Genomic DNA, 20,543 nt, shown 5'->3' with positions numbered 1-20,543 from the left:
ATGACTTTGTCTAGAAGCCCTTTTATTTACGATTTCTCTCCATTGGCTTACAATCATTATGTATATATATTTCTATGAATTAGCCCAGACAAATTAGAAAAGGGGTGTTCGTTGTTGGATTTAAACCACTATTTATCAGGGAAGGTCTCGCTGAATCAATATGCACATCGAATAGCGCAAAACGGTGCGTCTTTTCAAGTTCATTATTGGGGAGTGATGCCGACTCATCTTGATAATTTGCTGCACAAACACTCCTTTTTCGAGATTTGTTATGTTGTTGATGGAATAGGATTGTATGTAGATGATGATCAAACCTATCCACTTCAAAAGAACACGATATTTTTTTCCAGACCCGAGGTTACACACCAAATAAAAAGTGAAGACGGCTTATTCCTTTTGTATGTTGGCTTCGAATTAATCGAATCTGAATCAAGTGAAGACTGGGTAAGGAGAATAGAAGAGGCTAAAAGCTGTTCCAAAGTGGTTATATATGAAAAGGATGATACAAATATCTTGTTATTATGGCAGTCTTTATTGATTCAAGCGACAAAGCATAAATTTGCTTTTTTCAACGATATCCTAACAAATTTAGCTTCTTCATTAATTTTTTCACTGCTGCAGACCTTTGTGCCCTATTCAATTAAAGATGATTACAAGATACATCCTGAAACAACCTCATTATTAATTAATACCGCTACGCTTCACATTAAGGATAATCTATCAGACTCTCTGAAGCTTGCTGATGTTGCTAGACATTTGCATATATCTGGGAGGCATTTATCACGAATGTTTGTATCGGAGCTAGGTCTTAATTATTCAGAGTATGTTCAAAATGAAAGATTACAGAAAGCGGCAGAACTCCTCAAATCAACAGACATGTCTATTAAAGATATTGCTGAAGAAACCGGATTTACATCTGTTTACTATTTTACCCGCGTGTTTACTTCAAAGTTTAGGAGTTCACCAGGCCGATTCCGGTCACTATATTCCAACGTAAAAACCACAATATTTAATAATGATACGATCTCGTCCATTTAGTTGTTGCATCTAAATGGACTTTTTTGATTTCTGGGAAGTGTACATTTATACAAGTTTCATTTGTGAAAATACCATTTCCTATTAAATCTTTTTATTAATTTTTTTGTTTTTAAAAAATATATTGACTGAAAACGCTTTTAATATTATTATCAATTCATAGAGATTATCAAAAGTTAACCAAAAAGTAACATAAAGTTCGGTTTTGTTATTGACATAATTGTTAAAATATGATTAAGTTTATGTACTTTATCAATAATTTTGAATTGGCAGTCAATAATTCATCAAAAGAAGCCCATCTTAGTCTATTAAATTTTTTACTTGTTTATTCTTTTTTATTAACCAATTAAAAATTTAATAAGGTACGATGGGTTTTAAAATCTACAACAATGAAAACGTTTACTTCTACGAATTTTCTGAAATGGGAAATGTATTACCAATATTAAAAAATTAACGAGGTGATATAAAATTGGCAAAGAAAATCCGTACTGCTGTATTTGGACTCGGTAGGCTAGGTTATTGGCACGCTGTAAATGTTACAAAAAACCGTCATGCAGAACTTGTGACTGTATGTGATGTGAACTTAGAAAACGCAGAACGCATAGCCAAAGAACTAGGAGTATCTAATTATACAAATAATCCAGAGGAAGTTTTTCAAGACGATACAATTGAAGCTGTCATTATTGCAACTCCAACGAGTACACATTTTGAATTATTAAAAAGAGCATCAGAAACAGGTAAAGCAGTTTTCGTGGAAAAACCTCTGACAACTGATTTAAACGATGCAAGAAAAATTCAAGAAATTATACATACTAATAAAACTATCTGTCAGGTTGGTTTTATGCGCCGCTTTGATCCTGCGTATGCAGAGGCGAAAAGACGAATTGCTGCTGGTGATATCGGAAATCCAATCTATTTCCGAGGGATTTCTCGAGATCCTCAAGCACCACATGAGTCGTTTGTTGAACATAGCGGTGGTATTTTTATCGATGTTTCCATACATGATTTCGATATTGCCCGGTATCTAATGAATTCGGAAGTAACGTCAGTAAGTGCTCATGGAAGTGTTTTAAAATATCCTTTTGTTAAGAAGTATGATGATGTTGACCAGGCTCTAACTTATATTGAATTCGCATCTGGTGCTTCTGGGGATGTTGAAGCAAGTCGAAATGCCTATTATGGCTATGATATCCGCGCAGAAATAATAGGCACCGAAGGATCAATCTTTATTGGCAATTTAAGAGAGCATGATATTCAAATTTTAACAAAGGCAGGAAATACTCACGATATTTTACCAGATTTCCCTGTTCGCTTCAAAGATGCTTATAATATTGAACTCGAAGACTTTTTCAAAGCTGTACTTGAAGAAGGAACACCGCAAATCACAGTGGATGATGGAGTAAAGGCACTTGAAATTTCATATGCAGCTAGGAAATCCTATCAACGAGGGCAAAAAGTAAAATTAGAAATGTTTCAAAGTTTTGTATAAACATTCAATTAGCTCGAGTTGAATCTAGCTAATTGAATTATAAAAATATTAAAAAGCTTCCCGCTAACATGAGGAAGTTATAGAAAGGAGTCTATTCATGGTCTCATCTTCAGGGAGTCTCCTCGAATTAAAAGGTATTATGAAAAGCTTCGGTCAAAACCATGTTTTAAAAGGGATTGATCTTGAAGTTAGAGCTGGGGAAGTACATGTACTATTAGGGGAAAATGGTGCAGGAAAGTCTACCTTTATTAAAATTATCACGGGTGCCTATCAAAAGGATGCGGGTGAAGTTTATTGGAATGGCCAAAAGGTTGATATCCAAAAACCATCTGATTCAATTGCGTTAGGTATTGCCACCATCTATCAAGAATTAAACGTTATACCAGAGTTAAAAGTCTATGAAAATATCTTTCTTGGGAGGGAGCTCAAAAAGGGCGGGAAATTCTCCATGCTTGACATCGATGCGATGCGGAAAGAAGCAGAACGCTGTTTAGCGGTGCTTGGCCAAAGTCCGGATCTTGCCGACAAACCTGTAGGAGAGCTCGGTATCGGGCAGCAGCAGCTTGTCGAGGTAGCGAAAGCCATTGCATTGGATGCAAAGTTAATCATATTGGATGAACCAACGTCCAGCTTGAGTGCACAAGAAGTAGAACAGCTCTATGAGGTTGTTGAAGGTTTAACAGCAAAAGGGATTGCCATTGTGTTTATCTCTCACCGACTTGAAGAAATCAAGCGAATGGGCCATCGATTAACTATCCTTCGTGATGGCTACAAAATTGAGACCATTCCGGTCGCAACAACAGATCCGGATTACTGGATTGAGTTAATGGTAGGCCGTTCGTTGGATGAAAAGTTTCCTAAACAATCCTTTACACTTGGAAAAGAGGGCTTTAGAGTTGAAAATCTTCTCGTTGAAGGAACAAAGGAGCCAGTTAGTTTTACCATCAACTACGGTGAAATTGTCGGTTTCTCTGGACTTGTAGGAGCAGGAAGAACAGAACTGGCCAGAGCGATCTTTGGTGCAGACGGAAAAAATAAAGATGCAAAAATATATATCGAAGGAAAAGAAGTAAACATAAAATCTCCACGTGATGCGATTGATGCTGGGATTGCCTTTATTACAGAGGACCGAAAAAGTGAAGGACTTCTGCTTGACCAGCCGGTTGATATGAATATTGCGCTTGCCAATATGAAGGGTTTTCGAAATAAAAGTAAACTACTTAATTTAAAAGCAATGCGTGTGGAAGCGGAAAATTATATTAAAGAATTAAAGGTTCGTCCAAGCAGTATTGACCTTCATGCAAGAAACTTCAGCGGCGGAAACCAGCAAAAGGTAGTAATAGCAAAATGGCTTTGTACAAAGGCAAAGGTTTTCATTTTTGATGAGCCGACAAGAGGTATCGATGTTGGAGCTAAAGTAGAGGTTTATCGCTTAATGAACCAGCTTGTCGAAAATGGTGCGATTGTATTTATGATTTCTTCAGATCTTCCAGAAATACTAGGTATGTGTGACAGGGTATATGTAATGCATGAAGGTAAGATTACAGGAAATATACCAATTGAAGAGGCTACGCAGGAAAGAATAATGAAAGCGGCTACAGGAGGTTGAGAAAATGAGTCAAGTAGCAGTAGATACAGTAAATGAAACAGTCAAGGATAAGAAAACGTTAAAGAGTTATCTTGGTAAGTTCGCACCACTTTTGGCTCTTGTTATTTTGTGTGCAGGCTTTGCCGTATTATCAGACAAATTCTTAACAGTAGATAATGTCACAAATATTTTCCGTCAATCATCTATTAATGCTTTATTGTCTGTTGGTATGCTTTTAGCTATCTTAACAGCGGGGATTGATTTATCAGTTGGTTCCATTCTTGCCCTATCTATTATGGTCATGGGACTGGTGTCAGTAACATGGAATATGCATCCAATATTAGGGGTTCTTTCAGTGCTTGTTGTCGGTGCAGGTTTTGGGTATGTAAACGGAATCTTGTTAACAAAATTACGATTACCACATCCATTTATTTCAACGATGGGTACACAATTCATTGCTCGTGGCTTAGCGTTAATTGTAACAGCTGCAGCACCGATCGCGGGATTCCCATTCATGATTCAGTTTTTAGGCAGTGAGTTTATCGGACCAATGCCAGTCAGCTTCTTACTGGTTATTGTTGTATATGTAATCATGCATATTTTCTTAACAAGAACTCAGACAGGACGCTATATTTATGCAATCGGCGGCAACCCGGAAGCAGCACGTCTTTCTGGTATCAACGTTGACCGCATTTTAATTATCGTATACACGATCAGTGGATTAATGGCAGGACTTGCCGGATTAGTTATGGTTGGACGCGTTAACTCAGCTTTCCCGCTTGCTGGACTTCAGTATGAGTCAGATGCCATCGCAGCTGTTATCATCGGCGGTGCCAGCTTCATGGGCGGTGTCGGTACTGTATCAGGTACTTTAATCGGGGCTATGACAATCGCCGTTCTCCGTAATGGATTGAACCTATTAAACGTTTCAGCAGATTCTCAGTTGGCGATCATTGGTATGGTAATTATCGGAGCTGTGTTTGTAGATGTACTTCGTAACCGTAAAAAGAAAAAATAAAGAAAACTAGATTAGCAGATAGAAAACAAGATAGAAAACCGGGGAAAATGCAATATCAGCAGTATCAAATTAGGGATCAATAAAAATAACTATACAAACTATGATTACTGGGGGCATTCTTATGAATAAGAAGGTTAAATTATTTGGTATGGCAGTAGCACTTTCAAGTATGGTATTTGCAGCTGGCTGCGGTAAAAGCGAAGAAGCAAAAAGTACCGAAGCGAGCGGCGGAAAAGGCGGCGGCGAGAGTGTATCAGTAGTTCTTAAAACATTATCAAGTCCATATTGGAAATATGTTGAAGCAGGGGCCAAGGCTGCCGGTGAAGAGCTTGGAGTAGATGTAACAGTTGTTGGACCATCTTCAGAAGCAGAAGTTATTCAACAGGTTAATATGCTAGAGGACCAAGTCAGCCAAGGTCCTGGTGCGGTCGTTGTTTCTCCAACACAGCCTGAAACAGTTGTACCAGTATTAGAAAAGGCAGCAAAGGATATGCCGGTCCTTCTTATTGATAGCGATGCAGATTTTGATGGAAAAACAACATTTATTGGAACAGAAAACTTTTCTGCAGGCCAAGAGGGCGGAAAGCTACTTGCTTCTATGCTTAAAAAGGGCGATAAAGTGGTACTAATTGCTGGAGCTCTAGGAAACCCTGCGACAGATACACGTATCAAAGGTGCTAAAGAAGCCTTAGAGGCAGCAGGCATGGTAGTTGTAGCAGAGCAGCCTGCAGATAGTGATAAAGCAAAAGCAATGTCAGTTATGGAAAATATCCTGCAGAATAACAAAGATGTAAAAGGTGTATTTGCAGCCAATGATGATATGGCCATCGGTGCATTACGTGCAATTGAAGCAAAAGGCTTGAAGGATGTTAAAGTAATGGGTGTTGACGGAACAATGGAAGCTGTCGAGTCTATTATAGCTGGAAAATTAGCTGCTTCTGTAGCACAAAGTCCATATAATATGGGATATGCGGGTGTTGAAAATGCAGTTAAAGCTATGAAAGGTGAAAAAATAGAGGAACGTATTGACAGTGGAATTGACTTAATTACAAAAGAAAATGCTGACAAACAGCTTGAGTTCTTAAAGAGTATTGCTAAATAATTTATTAATGTAAAATGGGGCTTGCAGTGGGCATAACCATCCAGCTGCAAGCCAAATTATGCTAAAGGCAAAAATCTCTGCTTATGCAAGTTTGAGCCGTATTGAATAGGAGGTAGTGGTCGATGACAACATTGACTATTGGTATTATTGGAGCAGGTAGAATTGGGAGATTACATGTAGATAACTTACGGTTAATCCCTCAAATTCGTATTAAAAGTATTTCGGACGTATTTGTAACTGATCAGCTAAAAGCATGGGCAGACGAAAAACAGATTGAAGTTGTAACAGCAGATTATCATGATCTTCTCAATGATTCAGACATTCAGGCAGTATTTATTTGTTCCCCAACATCAACACATGCAACCATCATTAAAGAAGCCGCTGAAGCTGGTAAGCATATTTTCTGTGAAAAGCCGGTTAGCTTTTCAGTTGAAGAAACAGAAGCAGCGTTGGCTGTGGTTGAAAAATCAGGAGTGAAGCTTCAAGTAGGCTTTAATCGTCGCTTTGATGCAAATTTCCGTAAAGTACGCAATCTTGTTCAAGAGGGAACAATTGGTACTCCACATGTGTTGAAAATTACATCTCGTGACCCTCAGCCACCAGGTGTTGATTATATTAAATCATCAGGCGGATTATTCATGGATATGACAATTCATGATTTTGATATGGCGCGTTATATTATGGGCAGCGAAGTTGTTGAGGTTTCTGCGCACGGTGCAGTACTAGTAGATTCGGCAATTGGTGAAGCTGGCGATATTGATACAGCTATTATTACATTAAAGTTTGAAAACGGTGCACTTGGCGTAATCGACAATAGCAGACAAGCTGTTTATGGTTATGATCAGCGTCTTGAAATTTTTGGTGATAAGGGTGTTGCGCAAGCAGATAACGTTCGTGAAACAACTGTTGAAGTATCAACTGTCGATCATGTTCAAAAAGAGAAGCCATTATACTTTTTCCTTGAACGTTATACACAAGCGTATATTGATGAAGTAAATGAATTCATCTCTGTTTGCTTACAGAATAAAGAAGTAAGCTGCAGTGGTTTTGATGGACTACAAGCAGAGCGTATTGCGAAAGCAGCCAAGCAATCCCTTGAAACTGGTGTGCCTGTACAGCTTAATCAATTAGTTAAAGCAAAATAAACTAAATTTCATTTATAAAAGTAAAATAGATTGGGTTTTTAACTCAATCTATTTTACTTTTTTTGTCGTGTAGTTCTAGTTTTTAAGACATGATATTTTAGAAGGGTTGTAGTTAAAACTGTAAATCTCTAAATTTTTTGGGTGATACATTTGTATGCTGTTTAAAAATTTTTATAAAGTGGGGGACGCTGTTGAACCCACTCGCATATGCAATTTCTTGAACTGATAAATTAGTGTTGTGTAAAAGTTTCTTTGAGTTATTAATTCGATAGCTGATTAGGTATTGATAAGGTGAACAGTTCATGTGTTTTTTAAAAACCCTTGAAAAATGGAAGGGACTTAAATTGGCGCGATTAGCTAGATCAATTAAGGATATTTGGTCTTGATAGTTACTTTCAAGATATTTGATGGCGCTCCTAATTGAATTAATATGGGTCCCTTCTGCATGATTGGATAGCTGTTTTAATTCATAGAGGATTTTATGAATCATAATGGATGCTTCATCTTCATCTAAAATGTCTCTCTCAGCCATATCCAAAATACTAGACATACAGTCGGTAATCACAAAATTACGATAAATGGAGTACACACACCCATGGTTACTGTAGAGAAATTCAAAATAATCATTACTGGCATTTCCTGAGAAGTGAAACCAATCAAAAATTGTATCTTCTTCTGCCTGATAGAGATGTGGTTTAAAGCAATTCAGGAAGACAAATGAGTTTTCAGTAGCGATATATTCCTTTTGATCATATTGAATTTTCATTCTTCCTTTCTTAACATACATAAACAGATAACTATTCCAATTATCCCGCTCCACGAGGTATTCATTCGTGCAATGAAAAGTACCTGAATAAATTAAGTAGAAAAGTGCCTTTTTCGAGAATTCACTTGGCATATGAAAGAACATTTTCGAATGTGACAATACCCCTTTTTCAATCATGTTGAAACCCCTTTCTTTCCGTTCCTGTTATAAATTTTGAAGTAATAATTGATTAGTAGAATATAGAGCAAGAATATTATGTTTTTTGCCAATTATCAGTAATGACTTTGTATTTATAGTTTAATACAATAAACACATAGCAGCAATAAAGATTAATTTATAAAGGGGAAATGATGAGATGGAAATCAGAATTGGACTAGTTGGCGCTGGATGGATGGGGAAGGCACATACAAATGCATTTAATAACGCTTTAATGACGTTTGGTCCCGAAGCTGGGAAGCCTGTTTTTGAAGTAGTATCTGATGTAAGTGAAGCTGCAGCAAAAAATGCGAGTGAGCAGCTTGGGTTTTCTAGATGGACAACGGATTGGAATGAGGTTGTTCAGGATGAAAGGGTTGACATTGTTGATATCGCAACCCCAAATGCTTTTCATTACGAAGTAGCGAAGGCAGCATTGGAAAATGGAAAACATGTGTATTGTGAGAAACCACTTACGCTATCTGCGGAACAATCATTAGAGCTTGCCGAATTGGCTAAGCAAAAAGGTGTAGTGAATTATGTCGGCTACAATAATGTCATGAATCCAGCTAACGCATATATAAAAGACCTTGTTCAGTCAGGGAAACTCGGAGAAATTATCGGATTTTTCGGAACATATTCGCAGGATAGCCTGCTTGATCCAAGTCTACCGATTACATGGAGACATATTAATAAATTCTCAGGTTCAGGGGCTTTAGGCGATCTTGGTTCGCACCTTTTAAGTATCTCACAGTATATTTTAGGTAATATTGAAAGCGTTAACGCACTGTCTAAAACGTTTATTAAACAAAGACCGGTATCACCTGGATCCACAGAACTTGCAGATGTTGAAAATGATGATTTGATTGCTATCCTAGCAAACTATGAAAATGGTGCTACAGGTACCATTTCATCAAGCCGAATTGCTGCAGGAAGAAAAAATTATTTAACATTTGAAATCCAAGGAACGGAAGGTACCGTTCATTATTCATTAGAACGTATGAATGAAGTGAATGTATATTTTACAGCTGATAACAGTGCCGATAGAGGGTTCCGAACTGTATTTTTAGGTCCAGATCATAAAGGATACAGTGCATTTTATCCAGCGGCTGGTATTGCCATCGGTTATAACGATATGAAAGTAATAGAAGCTCACGAATTACTTTCAGCTGTTTCAAACGGCACTCCATATACTTGTGATTTTGAATTTGGTGCTAGTATTGATCAAACGGTTGATGCTATTTTGGAATCTGCTGCTAAACAAAATTGGGTTCAAGTAAAAAACAAAGGAGGAGTCACAGTATGACTATAAAAATCGGTACAGCGCCAGATTCTTGGGGAGTTTGGTTTCCCCAAAATGAAAAACAAACTTCGTGGGAACGCTGCATGGATGAAATGGCACAATCCGGATATCAAGGAATTGAGCTTGGTCCTTGGGGTTACCTTCCTAATGATTATGAACAACTAAAACAGGAACTTGGAAAAAGAGACTTAAAACTTACTGCCACGACACTTGTCGGTGACCTTACTTCCGATGAGAAAACATCAGAATTGATTGCTCTTCTTGATGAAATGGCTGGGCTCCAGTTAAAATTTCCAACAGCTAAATATGTGGTGTTAATTGATGATTGTTATACTGATTTATTTACAGGTGAACTTATTCGACCTGAAATATTAAATGACGATGACTGGAATCAGTTTATTAATAATATTAATCGAGTTAAAAATCACGCAAAAGCCAAATATGGTCTACAAGTAGTTTTCCATCCACATGCTCAAAGTCATATCGAGACGGAAGAGCAAATTGAAAGGTTATTAAGTGATACAGATATTGACCTATGTCTAGATACAGGTCATCATGCTTATGCAGATGGAGATCCGGTAGAATTCATGCGTAAGCATCATGCACGTATTCCTTATCTCCATATTAAAAGCTGTGACTTAAAGGTAAGAGAGCAAATGCAAAATGAAGGATGGTCATTTGCCAAAGCTGTTAGTGAAGATGTGATGTGTGAACCGGAACTAGGAGTAGTAGATATGGAAGCGTTTTTTGAGGTCCTACATGATATTCAATTTAATGGCTGGGCTATTGTTGAACAGGATATGTATCCAGCGCCATTTGATAAACCGTTTCCAATTGCCAAAAGAACAAGAGAGTATTTAGATAGAATTAGTAAGAAAGTTGGTATTAGATAATTAAGCTGAATTAGTTTATACGTGAGAAATGGTCAATTCTTACGTATAAACTAAATGATATTGTAAGCGCATCCATTGTTATTGTCTATTAATTAGGGGAGGAATACCAGTGAAAAAATTATCAGTAATACTAATGTTATGTTTATGTATTTTACTATTATTTGGCTGCAGTAATCAATCCAGCGAAACAACTGCAGCGGGAGAAACAAAGTCAGATGATATAAAAGTACATGTAGTTCTAAAGACATTAAGTCATCCCTATTGGAAAAGTGTAGAGGCAGGAGCTAAGAAAGCAGGAGAAGATTTAGGGGTCAGCGTTGAAGTGAATGGTCCGCCATCAGAAGGTGATATCATTGAACAGGTAAATATGATGGATAATGCGATAAGTCAAGGTACGGATGCACTTCTTGTTTCTCCATCCCAACCATCGACTGTATCAAATGTATTTGATCTAGCTAAATCAAAAGATATTCCTGTCCTTCTTGTTGACACAGATGCAGATTGGCAGGATAAAGTCACTTTTATTGGAACGGATAATTACACTGCGGGTAAAGAGGGCGGAGAATATCTTGCCTCTCAGTTAAAAAAGGGAGACAAGGTAGCATTAGTTGAAGGTGCTAAAGGAAATTTAGCATCTGATGAGCGTATTAAAGGTGCAAAAGAAGCATTAGAAAAAGCAGGAATGAAGATTGTAGCACAGCAACCAGCAGATAGTGATAAATTCAAAGCAGCGGGTGTTATTGATGCCGTGTTACAAAACCATCGTGATTTAGCTGGAGTATTTGCAGCTAACGATGATATGGCTATTGGTGTATTAAGTACAACAGAACAATTGAAACTGAATATCCCAATTGTCGGAATAAATGGAGGGGATGAGGCGACGGAATTAATTAGTAAGGGGAAATTAGCCGCGTCAGTTGCCCAGAGTCCATACGATATGGGATACATGGGAGTAGAAAATGCTGTAAAAACCATTAAAGGAGAGAAAGTGGAAAATAGAATCCCAACACCAATAAAGGTAGTAACAAAAGAGAATGCGGAAGAACATTTGAAGGAAATTCAATGATAATCAAAAAACTATATAGTTGAAACGTAAAATTCGGCATGGTCAATTTGTGGTCATGTCGAATTTTTCTACACTCACAAATTGAATAAATTAAAAAAGCCTTATTATCTAAAAGGAAAAAGCTCATCAGGAATTAAAGTGATCTGCTTACACCTTTAATCCCTGATGAGCTTTTAAGTATGAAGAAATAGTTGAATTAAGAATGAAGATGATTACTCTGTAACAATAAGCTGAATATTGTTCTTTGTAGCATATTCTTGATAAGACTCATTTGGCATCCTGTCGGTAATTAAATAATCAATCTCATCTAAACCGCAGTAAGTTTTTAATCCATACCTATCGAATTTATCATGATCTACCAATAAGTAGACCTCTGAACTTCTTTCAACAACTGTTTGTTTTAATTCACTTTCAAGTGGTGATGCATTCGTTATACCATTTGTCAGAGAGATGCCCGTTGAGGCCATAAAGGCTTTGTTAATATTATAGGTTTGTAATAGCTCCCTATTTTGCAGGCTGCCGAATGAATTCGTTTTACGCTCGAGAATGCCGCCAAATGAAATAATATTTAAATTTTCATATAACAGTGAGCGAACGATAAAGTCTAGACTATTTGTAATAATGCTCAGATGTTTTGTTTTTATAAATTCAAACATTTCTATTGTAGTTGTACCGGAATCGATAAAAATAATATCGCCATCCTCCACATGTTGTGCAGCAGCTTTTGCTATCATCACTTTTTCAGCTTGGTTACGTATCTGACGGTCAGTGAAGGATTCAAGTTTGGCACGACTGTCATCATTTACCGCTACCCCGCCATATACCTTCTTAATATCTCCTTGTTCAACTAATTCTTGAACATCTCTTCTGATTGTATTTTTAGATACATTAAATACTTTTACTAGTTCATCTAAAGATACTGATTTGTGTTCAAGAACGTATTCATGAATTTTATTAATACGTTTATCTTTAATCATCGTTGATTTCTCCCTCGGACTAATACGTAGAATTTTATTATTGTTATCGTTTACATTTAATTTATACTATTATATTACCAAAAAAATCACCAAAACTTAACCAAAATTTTAAAATAATATCATGTAAATATTTAGAATAAATGGTATAGAAAAGATATTCTATTTCCACTATTAATTATATTGTATGTACTTATTTTTTAAAAGTATAGCACATTCATATTTTTAGTCCTGTATTATGGACTGATTTATCTGAAAAATATGGATGTGGAGGAAAATCCATAATCCTGTTATAGTCTGTTTATCGCGTTAAGGCAGAAAAAGACTTAGGAGGAATATCAATGAATACAGGTACAGATCGTGTAAAAAGAGGAATGGCAGAAATGCAAAAGGGCGGCGTCATTATGGATGTCGTGAATGCAGAACAGGCGAAGATTGCAGAGGAGGCCGGTGCAGTTGCTGTCATGGCGTTAGAGCGTGTTCCATCTGATATCCGTGCTGCAGGCGGTGTAGCAAGAATGGCTGACATTTCAATTGTTGAAGAGGTGATGAATGCTGTTAGTATTCCTGTAATGGCAAAGGCAAGAATTGGTCATATCGTTGAAGCTAGAGTACTAGAATCTCTTGGTGTTGATTACATAGATGAAAGTGAAGTGTTGACACCAGCAGATGAAGAATACCACTTGAATAAAAAGGACTTTACAGTACCATTTGTATGTGGATGTCGTGATTTAGGCGAGGCTGCACGCCGAATTGGCGAGGGTGCGTCTATGCTTCGTACGAAGGGGGAGCCTGGAACAGGGAATATTGTTGAAGCTGTTCGCCATATGCGTAAGGTAAATGCGCAGGTTCGTAAAGTTGTTCATATGAATGAGGATGAGTTAATGACAGAGGCAAAAATTCTTGGCGCACCATATGAAATTTTGCTGCAAATTAAAGAATTTGGAAAGCTTCCTGTTGTTAACTTTGCAGCCGGCGGTGTGGCAACTCCTGCTGATGCTGCATTAATGATGCAATTAGGAGCGGACGGTGTATTTGTTGGTTCTGGAATTTTCAAATCAGAAAACCCAGCCAAATTTGCAAGAGCCATTGTAGAAGCGACAACGCATTACCAAGACTATCATTTAATTGCTGAGCTTTCAAAAGGACTTGGTGCTGCCATGAAAGGAATCGAAATTTCAACACTTGCACCGGAAAACCGTATGCAGGAACGCGGCTGGTAAGGGGTTTTTGAAATGATAACAATTGGAGTGTTAGGACTGCAGGGGGCCGTAAGAGAGCATGTCCACTCTGTTGAGGCCTGTGGTGTTGAGGCGGTCGTCGTTAAAAGAATAGAAGATTTAGAAGGCATCGATGGATTAATTCTCCCTGGCGGTGAAAGTACAACAATGCGTAAACTCATAGATAAATATGGGTTCATGGAGCCATTGAAGGAATTTGCCAGCAAAGGAAAACCGATGTTTGGAACGTGTGCTGGATTAATCCTGCTCGCTAAGGAACTGACAGGTTATGCAGAGCCGCATCTTGGCTTATTCGATGTAACAGTTGAACGCAATTCCTTTGGCCGCCAAAAGGAAAGCTTTGAAGCGGAGTTGAACATTCAATACTTAGACGAGCCATTTGTTGGCGTGTTTATCCGTGCGCCGCATATTGTGAAGGCAGGGGAAAGCGTTGAGATACTCGCTAGGCATGATGGTAGGATTGTCGCTGCCCGTGAAGGACAATTTCTTGGCTGCTCGTTCCATCCGGAGTTGACAGAGGATCATCGTTTTACTGGTTTGTTTATTGAGATGGTTAAAGAGTCTGTAAAAATTAAAAGTTAAAAAGTTTGTGGAAAAGGCTTGCCGTTGTGGCAGGCCTTTTTGCGTAAAGGGTATATCTGGGCAGCATTTTCTGCGCAAGTGAATGGATTGCTTAGCCAGCGTATGTTAGAATTTTATCAAAAGATTCTCAATTTATAGTAAAAGGAAGCAATGTCTTATGAAGAATGGTTCGGAAAGCTTTGATCAATTGTCAATGGTAAAAAAAATTACTGAGGATATCTATTTGTTATCGATACCAGTTCCTTTTGGAATGGTTCAGGTGAATTGTTATTTACTGCGTGGAAAGAAGGGCTTCACAGTAATTGATACCGGCATATATTCAAAGGAAGCAATAGATATTTGGGAAAAGGTAATGGAAATGGGCGTTACAATTGAGCAGATTGTTTTGACTCATTATCATATTGATCATTTAGGACTTGCTAGATGGTTCCAGGAAAAGCATAGGGTACCTGTCTATATCTCCAGTATTGGCGATAGGGAAATAAAAAGACGGCTAAAAAAGGATCATGCAGATTATGTAATTAGCTTGTTTAAGCAGCATGGCTATTTGGATTATACTCGTTTAGGATCAGAAATTGACTCATATATTTATGATTTTGAACCGGATGGAACCTTTGAAGACGGTGAGCAGGTTAGGTTAGGTAATGAAATGTATGAAGCCCTTTGGACACCTGGCCACTCTGCAGATCATTTTTGCTTTTATCAACACCAGCAACAGATTATGATCGTTGGTGATTTAGTATTGAATAAAATAGCCCCAATTGTATTAATCGAGTCCCATCATGATGTAAATCCTCTACAGGAGTATTTTTCCTCATTGGAACGGGTTGGGAAGTATCCTGTATCTATTTCGCTACCTGGTCATGGGAATGTCATTAGTAATGTAACAAAGCGAATGGAGGATATTCGTTCCGGACATCACCACCGTTTAGAGGAAATGTTAAAGGCTATTGAGAATGAAGCGAAATCATCCTTTGCCGTTTCTCAAGAGATATATGGAAAGAGAAAGGGATTAAGAACAGCGACACATATGATGGCCACGATGACAAGATTTATCTATCTTGAGTCAATAGGCAAAGTAAAGTCTGAATTAATTAATGGTACATTACTGTATAGTCTAGTTGAATAATACGTAGTTCAAGGAAGGGGATGCGATACCCCCTTCCTTTTGTAAACTAAACTAGTACACTTGCGAGTCTTCTAATTCCCTCGATTATTTTACTAGACTCAAGATGGGCAAAGCCAAGCAGCAGTCCCTTACGAGGACTTTCTAAGCAATAGGGGCTAAGCGGGAAAACACCAACACCTGCTTTTAAGGCGGCATTAACTGCATGATACTCATCGAATTGCTCATTACCTTCCAATAATACATGTAGTCCTGATTCAGTTCCAAAAATATGGAATCTATCTGCTAATCCTGAAGTTGTTAAGGTCTGAATAATATCACGATGACGCTTATGATAGATAGAGCGCATTCTTCTGACATGCTTCAAAAGATCTCCCGTTTCGAAAAATTGTCCAAGTGCAAGCTGCTCCATAACGGGTAAGTGACGGCAGACAAATTCCTGAACTTTTGCCATTCTAGCAATGGCCTCCTCAGGGCCAATTACAGCTGCTAAACGAATGCCGGGAGCAAGGAGCTTTGTAAAGCTTAGTAAATATAAAATGTTTGTCGGCAGCTGCGAGTATAAGCTTGGCATTGGACCGCCGCGATAGCGGAATTCTCCATCATAGTCATCTTCAATGATCCATGTTTGATTTTGCTGGGCAAATTGAATTAATTCCTGTCTGCGATTCGCCGTCATTAACACACCGCTTGGGAATTGGTGTGAGGGAGTCGTAAAGATCATTTTCGTATGAGGAGAAATCTGACCCACGCAGATTCCTTGATTATCAACGGGAATTGGCTCAATCCTCATATTGCGATAGCGCATCGATGTCCAGGCAACCGGAAATCCGGGGTCTTCAACAGATACTAAATCGCCTTCCTGCAGAAGAGCCTGAGCAATAATATCCATTGTCTGCCTTGCCCCTAAGGTAAGGAGAATTTGATTTGGCTGAACATGAATCCCTCTTTCAATGGCTAAATAGCGGCTGATTTGTTCCCGTACCGATTGTAAGCCATAAGAAGAGCTGTAGCCCCAGTCAAATACATTTTCTTCTTTCATTGCTGTATTGGAAGCACGACGCCACGATTTTTGAAAAATGGGGTCAATATAAGGAACATGCAGACGAAAGTCAATTTCTGCTTTTTCTTCATAATCTACTTCAGGCCAGTGGTCCACACCCTCCTTTTTTTCCTCTAGAAAAGGTTTCGACGGAATCGTTGGAACCATATGTTCAGCCTGTTCGTTGTTTTCAGGCATAATCTCACACACACGGGTTCCGCCTCTTCGTGAGGTTATCACATATCCGCGAGATTGCAGCTCCTCGTAGGCAATTTGCACACTGGATCTAGATATCGAAAGCTCCTGTGCAAGCTGACGAGTAGGAACCAAAGGATCCCCAGGCGAAAGCTGTCCATTTGTAATATAATCAATCACTTGATCCACAATCTGCAACCAAATTGTTCTCTTATCTTTTTTATCGAGTTTAATATACATAAATATCCATCTCCCAATCTATGAATATGGATTGATATTACTATCATAAAATAGTTTCAATTATAAATCCATAAAATTTGGTGTCAGGCACCATAAATGGACATTTTGTATATTGTTGTTCATATAGGGGGGACAGTCAGAGGTAATACAATCTATCGGATGCTTACCATTTCCCCTCTAATGATGATTTTTCCTTCTAATTCTAATGTGACGAGTTTATCCAACAATTGTTCATCAGTGGAATTAAGAGCATATTGTAATTTAGGAATGGTAAGGGGAGATTCGGATAGTAACTTTATGATGGGGTCTTCCTCTTGTAATGGAGTTAATAGAGGACTAGATTTAGTAGAATGAATCGAGCGGAGGCTCTCAATACCTAAGTAGGGAATGGCACCTCTAGCTAGAAGAAGATTACTACCTTTTCCTTCATTTAAATAAATAGAGTGCGGCAAAGCGTATATAGGTTTACCCTGCTTTCTGGAAAAATCCGCAGTCCATAGTGCGCCGCTATTTTCACTTGCCTCCACAACCACAAGTTCCTGTGACCATGCACTAATGAGAGCATTTCTTTGTAGGAATTGCTTTGGAGAAGGTTTTGTACCAGGGGGATATTGTGAAAGAAATGCACCTCCTTTTTCTAAAGTTTTATGATAGAGAGAATGCTGTTCAGGTGGATAGCAAACGTCTGGACCACCGCCAAGAAAAATAGCTGTATAGCCTCCCTGCTTTATGCAGGATGCTTGTGCATAACTATCAATCCCCTTTGCAAAGCCGCTTATCAATGGTACATCATGTAGAGCTAAAGCTGTGCCAATGTCCTCAGCGGCCTTTCTGCCATATGCTGTACATCTTCTTGATCCGACAACTCCAATTGAATCATTTATCTTTAGTAATTGACCCTTATAATATAGAAGAATAGGTGATTCTTGCGCAGCTTTTGCAAAAGAAGGGTAAAGGTCATTAGTAAAAGGGAGTAACTTTATTCCTTTTTCTTCACATCGTTTCAAAATTTCCCGTGCCCTGCTTAAATCTCGACTGTTTATGACTGAGTGAATAGCACGTTTATTTAGATGTGGAGTTTTTTCTAAGTCACATTGAGAGGCAAAATAAATCTTTTCAGGTGTTTCAAATTCAAGAAGTAATCTTTTTTGTAAAATAGGGCCGACATATCTAATTAGGCTTAACCAAATCCAATAAATATCCACTCATATCATCCCCTGTTTTGAAAGGCAAAAGTATCCTTTTCAAGATCTCTACTTAATAAACTCTTTTTCATATGGCTGCATTTTATATTGGGCTCTCCTTCAAGGTCAGCAATTGTACGTGCAATTTTGATGTATTTGTGTATGGTTCTCCCACTATATTCGAAGTGTTCAGCGGCTTTTAGCAGCAGCTTTTGAGACTCTCCATCAAGTGGACAGAATTCTTCAAGTAAAGATGCTGGAAGTTGACTATTACTAGTAATACCAGGTAAATCCTTATAGCGATTAATCTGAATAAAACGTGCTCGTTCAATATCTTGTCGTAAATCATACGAGCTTTTCCCATGCTGTTGCTTATTGAAAAAATCGACTACTCCCACATATTTTTGAATATCCATTCGATCAAGGATTGGACCGGAGATTTTTTTTCGATAAGATACTATTTCGTAATCAGTACAGCGGCAATACTTTTGACCAAAGTAACCGCATGGGCACGGATTCATTGCTCCTACTAGTGTAAAACTGGCTGGATAGGTATGGGTTCCCCATACACGAGATATGGTAACTGAGCCATCCTCCAGTGGCTGTCTCATACTGTCTAATGACTTCTTTGTAAATTCAGCAATTTCGTCTAAGAATAGGACGCCATGATGAGCAAGGGAAATTTCGCCTGGGAGAGCATAAGTGCCTCCTCCAATTAAAGCGTTTGTGGAAGCATTATGATGTAGAGACCTAAATGGGCGTTCTGTTATTAATTGTCCAGGGGACTTTAACAGATTGGCGACACTATATATTCTCATTACCTCGAGAGCTTCCTCTTCCGTCATTTTCGGTAAAATGGTGGGAATTCGTTTAGCAATCATACTCTTGCCGCATCCGGGAGGACCAATTAATAGAATATTATGGCCTCCTGCAACAGCAATTGTGATATATTCGAGCAGTCGTTCATGCCCTTTCACCTCCGAAAAATCTAAGTAAGAGGGTTCCTTGTTTTTGGATCTGTAAAATGAGTATACATTTGAGAATGGAAAAGGCCTTTCCTCCAATAAGTCAACTGCTTCATTCAAAGTGCTGCAGCCAAATATCTCTAAACCTTTAACTATTTTTGCTTCATCCACATTTTCTTTAGCAACAATGATTTTTTTTATATTGGATTCCTTTGCTTTAATGACCATTGGTAATATTCCAGAAACAGGACGGATTGATGCATTAAGGGAGAGTTCACCAATGAAACCTGTATCGGTGATGCAGGGGGTATTGATTTGATCTGTTCTGATAAGAAGACCGACAGCCATTGCAAGATCGTAGTGGGTCCCTGTTTTTTTCATAACAGATGGAGCTAAGTTAAAGACAATTTTCTGCTGGGGAAAGATAAAGTTTGAATGTACAATTGCTGCTTCTAAGCTCTCCTTGGCCTCTTTTACAGCTTTATCACCAAGGCCCACGATGGATATAGAAGGGAGTCCAGATAATACATCTGTTTCAACATCAACAACATGCCCCTCAATACCAGATAAAGTAAAGCTTTTTGTCGTTGACGCCATTTCACAAGACCTCCATAGTATCATTGGAGTCTGATTGATTGGTATATTCAATATAATATTTGGTAGGTGGTTCTGGAAAATGAGATAAGATTTGAGTGGTAGAAATAAGTGGGTTGTCTTCGTTATAATAATAAGCCCTGCAGCTACTCCAAAGATAATCTTCTGGGTGTTTAACAAGGTTTGCTTTAACTGGATTACGATGAATATATCGATTAACCTCTAATTCATAATCAATAGAAGTAATGAACTCTGAGCCAAATCTATTCTCAAAAACATGACCTGAAAAGTCATACCGCTGGTTGTAGTATTTGGCGTATCTTGTATGAAGGTGTTTCATGAAATAGCTCGGGGTTGCTTCAATTAATTCCAATTGAAAGTGGATATGATTTGACATGAGGCAATAGGCAAGAAGGTGAAAGGGATATTTTTCTTTTGTTTCTGTCAATAACTCTAAATAGTGCATTCGGTCATAATCATCGTGAAAAAGCGGGTACTGACGCATGCCTCTGCTAGTAATATGATATTTTGCACCCGGAAACCAAACACGGCTTTTCCGTACCAAGAAAATCACTTCCCATAAAGTAATGTAGATAGTGTGGTGTCAGGCACTCTAAATGGACAATAGCTAACAAATGTCTTTTTGAGGTGCCTGACACCGATGTTTGTAAGGGTTTACAACTGTGTTTAAAAATAACATTAATTCGCCACTTTGATATTAGTGTAGTATTTATTCTTAATGTTCTTGTAGGTGTCGAGATCTTTTAGATCAGAGCGTAGAGTGTCACATGTGCAATGTG

Annotated in this window: 18 protein-coding genes; 12 read left to right on the top strand and 6 right to left on the bottom strand. The window is 38.1% G+C overall.

The window, feature by feature from the left end; translation table 11 throughout:
* Positions 1-114 precede the first annotated feature (114 nt).
* From ACHUFV_RS18635 to iolG (ACHUFV_RS18610), 6 genes are all read left to right on the top strand, one after another.
* Positions 115-1,038, top strand: a complete 924-nt coding sequence (locus tag ACHUFV_RS18635) for an AraC family transcriptional regulator (protein WP_394236786.1) — start codon at positions 115-117, stop codon at positions 1,036-1,038.
* A gap of 466 nt (positions 1,039-1,504) precedes the next feature.
* Positions 1,505-2,524: an inositol 2-dehydrogenase gene (gene iolG / locus ACHUFV_RS18630; RefSeq protein ID WP_394236784.1), complete on the top strand. Its 1,020-nt coding sequence runs from the start codon at positions 1,505-1,507 to the stop codon at positions 2,522-2,524.
* A 97-nt stretch (positions 2,525-2,621) separates the two neighbouring features.
* Entirely contained in the window at positions 2,622-4,133 is a 1,512-nt protein-coding gene (locus ACHUFV_RS18625) for a sugar ABC transporter ATP-binding protein (protein ID WP_394236782.1), read from the top strand.
* Between the two features lie 4 nt (positions 4,134-4,137).
* The gene (locus ACHUFV_RS18620) at positions 4,138-5,130 is read left to right on the top strand and encodes an ABC transporter permease (protein ID WP_394236780.1); all 993 of its coding nucleotides are present in this window, start codon (positions 4,138-4,140) and stop codon (positions 5,128-5,130) included.
* Positions 5,131-5,251: 121 nt separating this feature from the next.
* Entirely contained in the window at positions 5,252-6,232 is a 981-nt protein-coding gene (locus ACHUFV_RS18615) for a sugar ABC transporter substrate-binding protein (protein WP_394236778.1), read from the top strand.
* Between the two features lie 122 nt (positions 6,233-6,354).
* Positions 6,355-7,377: an inositol 2-dehydrogenase gene (iolG, locus tag ACHUFV_RS18610; protein WP_394236776.1), complete on the top strand. Its 1,023-nt coding sequence runs from the start codon at positions 6,355-6,357 to the stop codon at positions 7,375-7,377.
* A gap of 112 nt (positions 7,378-7,489) precedes the next feature.
* On the opposite strand, the gene ACHUFV_RS18605 is transcribed toward iolG (ACHUFV_RS18610), so the two are convergent.
* A complete protein-coding gene (locus ACHUFV_RS18605; protein WP_394236774.1) occupies positions 7,490-8,320 on the bottom strand; it encodes an AraC family transcriptional regulator in 831 nt (276 codons plus the stop codon).
* A gap of 178 nt (positions 8,321-8,498) precedes the next feature.
* Between ACHUFV_RS18605 and ACHUFV_RS18600 the strand changes: the two genes are divergently transcribed.
* The 3 genes from ACHUFV_RS18600 to ACHUFV_RS18590 all read left to right on the top strand — a co-directional run bounded on the left by ACHUFV_RS18600 (position 8,499) and on the right by ACHUFV_RS18590 (position 11,600).
* Positions 8,499-9,644 carry a Gfo/Idh/MocA family protein gene (locus ACHUFV_RS18600; RefSeq protein ID WP_394236772.1) on the top strand — a complete coding sequence of 382 codons (1,146 nt, stop codon included), beginning with the start codon at positions 8,499-8,501 and terminating at the stop codon, positions 9,642-9,644.
* Entirely contained in the window at positions 9,641-10,534 is an 894-nt protein-coding gene (locus ACHUFV_RS18595) for a sugar phosphate isomerase/epimerase family protein (protein ID WP_394236770.1), read from the top strand. The genes ACHUFV_RS18600 and ACHUFV_RS18595 overlap by 4 nt, the downstream gene beginning before the upstream one ends.
* 109 nt (positions 10,535-10,643) lie before the next feature.
* Positions 10,644-11,600 (top strand): sugar ABC transporter substrate-binding protein, encoded by a 957-nt coding sequence (locus ACHUFV_RS18590; protein ID WP_394236768.1) that lies wholly within the window; start codon positions 10,644-10,646, stop codon positions 11,598-11,600.
* A 212-nt stretch (positions 11,601-11,812) separates the two neighbouring features.
* Here ACHUFV_RS18590 and ACHUFV_RS18585 read toward each other — a convergent pair whose 3' ends face one another.
* Positions 11,813-12,577 (bottom strand): DeoR/GlpR family DNA-binding transcription regulator, encoded by a 765-nt coding sequence (locus ACHUFV_RS18585; RefSeq protein WP_394236766.1) that lies wholly within the window; start codon positions 12,575-12,577, stop codon positions 11,813-11,815.
* A 338-nt stretch (positions 12,578-12,915) separates the two neighbouring features.
* Here ACHUFV_RS18585 and pdxS point away from each other — a divergent pair, with 338 nt between their 5' ends.
* The 3 genes from pdxS to ACHUFV_RS18570 all read left to right on the top strand — a co-directional run bounded on the left by pdxS (position 12,916) and on the right by ACHUFV_RS18570 (position 15,526).
* A complete protein-coding gene (pdxS, locus tag ACHUFV_RS18580; protein WP_394236764.1) occupies positions 12,916-13,797 on the top strand; it encodes a pyridoxal 5'-phosphate synthase lyase subunit PdxS in 882 nt (293 codons plus the stop codon).
* A gap of 12 nt (positions 13,798-13,809) precedes the next feature.
* Entirely contained in the window at positions 13,810-14,397 is a 588-nt protein-coding gene (pdxT, locus tag ACHUFV_RS18575; protein WP_394236762.1) for a pyridoxal 5'-phosphate synthase glutaminase subunit PdxT, read from the top strand.
* 157 nt (positions 14,398-14,554) lie between these two features.
* Positions 14,555-15,526, top strand: a complete 972-nt coding sequence (locus tag ACHUFV_RS18570; RefSeq protein ID WP_394236760.1) for an MBL fold metallo-hydrolase — start codon at positions 14,555-14,557, stop codon at positions 15,524-15,526.
* A gap of 46 nt (positions 15,527-15,572) precedes the next feature.
* On the opposite strand, the gene pdxR is transcribed toward ACHUFV_RS18570, so the two are convergent.
* The 4 genes from pdxR to ACHUFV_RS18550 form a co-directional block, all read right to left on the bottom strand.
* Complete coding sequence (gene pdxR / locus ACHUFV_RS18565) at positions 15,573-17,000, bottom strand: MocR-like pyridoxine biosynthesis transcription factor PdxR (RefSeq protein ID WP_394236758.1); 1,428 nt, start codon at positions 16,998-17,000, stop codon at positions 15,573-15,575.
* Positions 17,001-17,152: 152 nt separating this feature from the next.
* Positions 17,153-18,205 carry a DNA-processing protein DprA gene (locus ACHUFV_RS18560; RefSeq protein WP_394236756.1) on the bottom strand — a complete coding sequence of 351 codons (1,053 nt, stop codon included), beginning with the start codon at positions 18,203-18,205 and terminating at the stop codon, positions 17,153-17,155.
* 5 nt (positions 18,206-18,210) lie between these two features.
* On the bottom strand, positions 18,211-19,746 hold the full coding sequence (locus ACHUFV_RS18555; RefSeq protein WP_394236754.1) for a YifB family Mg chelatase-like AAA ATPase: 1,536 nt from the start codon (positions 19,744-19,746) through the stop codon (positions 18,211-18,213).
* 1 nt (position 19,747) lies between these two features.
* Positions 19,748-20,308, bottom strand: a complete 561-nt coding sequence (locus ACHUFV_RS18550) for a transposase (RefSeq protein WP_394236752.1) — start codon at positions 20,306-20,308, stop codon at positions 19,748-19,750.
* Positions 20,309-20,543: the final 235 nt, after the last annotated feature.

This window comes from Niallia oryzisoli (genome assembly GCF_043641075.1).
GTDB classification, from domain to species: domain Bacteria; phylum Bacillota; class Bacilli; order Bacillales; family Cytobacillaceae; genus Bacillus_BD; species Bacillus_BD oryzisoli_A.
Note: the sequence above shows the minus strand (reverse complement) of the source record. Positions and strands in the feature narration are given on the sequence as shown.